1 protein-coding gene is annotated in these 511 nt (G+C 42.5%); it reads left to right on the top strand.

Annotated features, from left to right (window positions below; translation table 11 throughout):
• Window positions 1-145: 145 nt before the first annotated feature.
• Window positions 146-478 carry a hypothetical protein gene (locus tag ME1_RS07660; protein WP_004867154.1) on the top strand — a complete coding sequence of 111 codons (333 nt, stop codon included), beginning with the start codon at window positions 146-148 and terminating at the stop codon, window positions 476-478.
• Window positions 479-511: the final 33 nt, after the last annotated feature.

The following is a 511-nucleotide window of genomic DNA, read 5'->3' as shown; positions in this document are numbered from 1 at the left end:
TATGTGTTATTTTGTTGTTGACAATGTGTTGCAAATCGTATTTAATGACAAATGCGGCACTGGACGTATTGTATCTAAACGAGGGGAAGTGCAGTGTGAAAATCCCGCAAATGCGGGGTTTTTTATTATCGGGAGGGAGTATTTTATGACATCAAAAAATACAGAACAAGCTCCACCAGTCAAAGAAAAATGGATACCACCGAGAGCTGGACTAGGACGTGTCAAAGGCATTCCTAATAAAATGACTCGTATTTTAAAAGAGGCAGTTCTTAAAGCAGCTGAGGCTGCTGGTAACAAAATAGGCAATGAGGGGCTTGTTTCCTATTTAGAAAAGCAAGCTATGGATTGCCCCGCTGCTTATTTGGCTCTGCTTGGCAAGGTGTTGCCTTTACAGGTTACAGGTGAGGATGGGGGAGCGATAAAGATGATAACGCGTGTAGAGATCGCGCCTTTGGTAAATGACGACCGCACAGATTAGTATTGTACCAAAGCTTATACCAATCTTTACAGG

This window comes from Bartonella vinsonii subsp. arupensis OK-94-513, assembly GCF_000278235.1.
Lineage (GTDB): Bacteria > Pseudomonadota > Alphaproteobacteria > Rhizobiales > Rhizobiaceae > Bartonella > Bartonella arupensis.
Note: the sequence above shows the minus strand (reverse complement) of the source record. Positions and strands in the feature narration are given on the sequence as shown.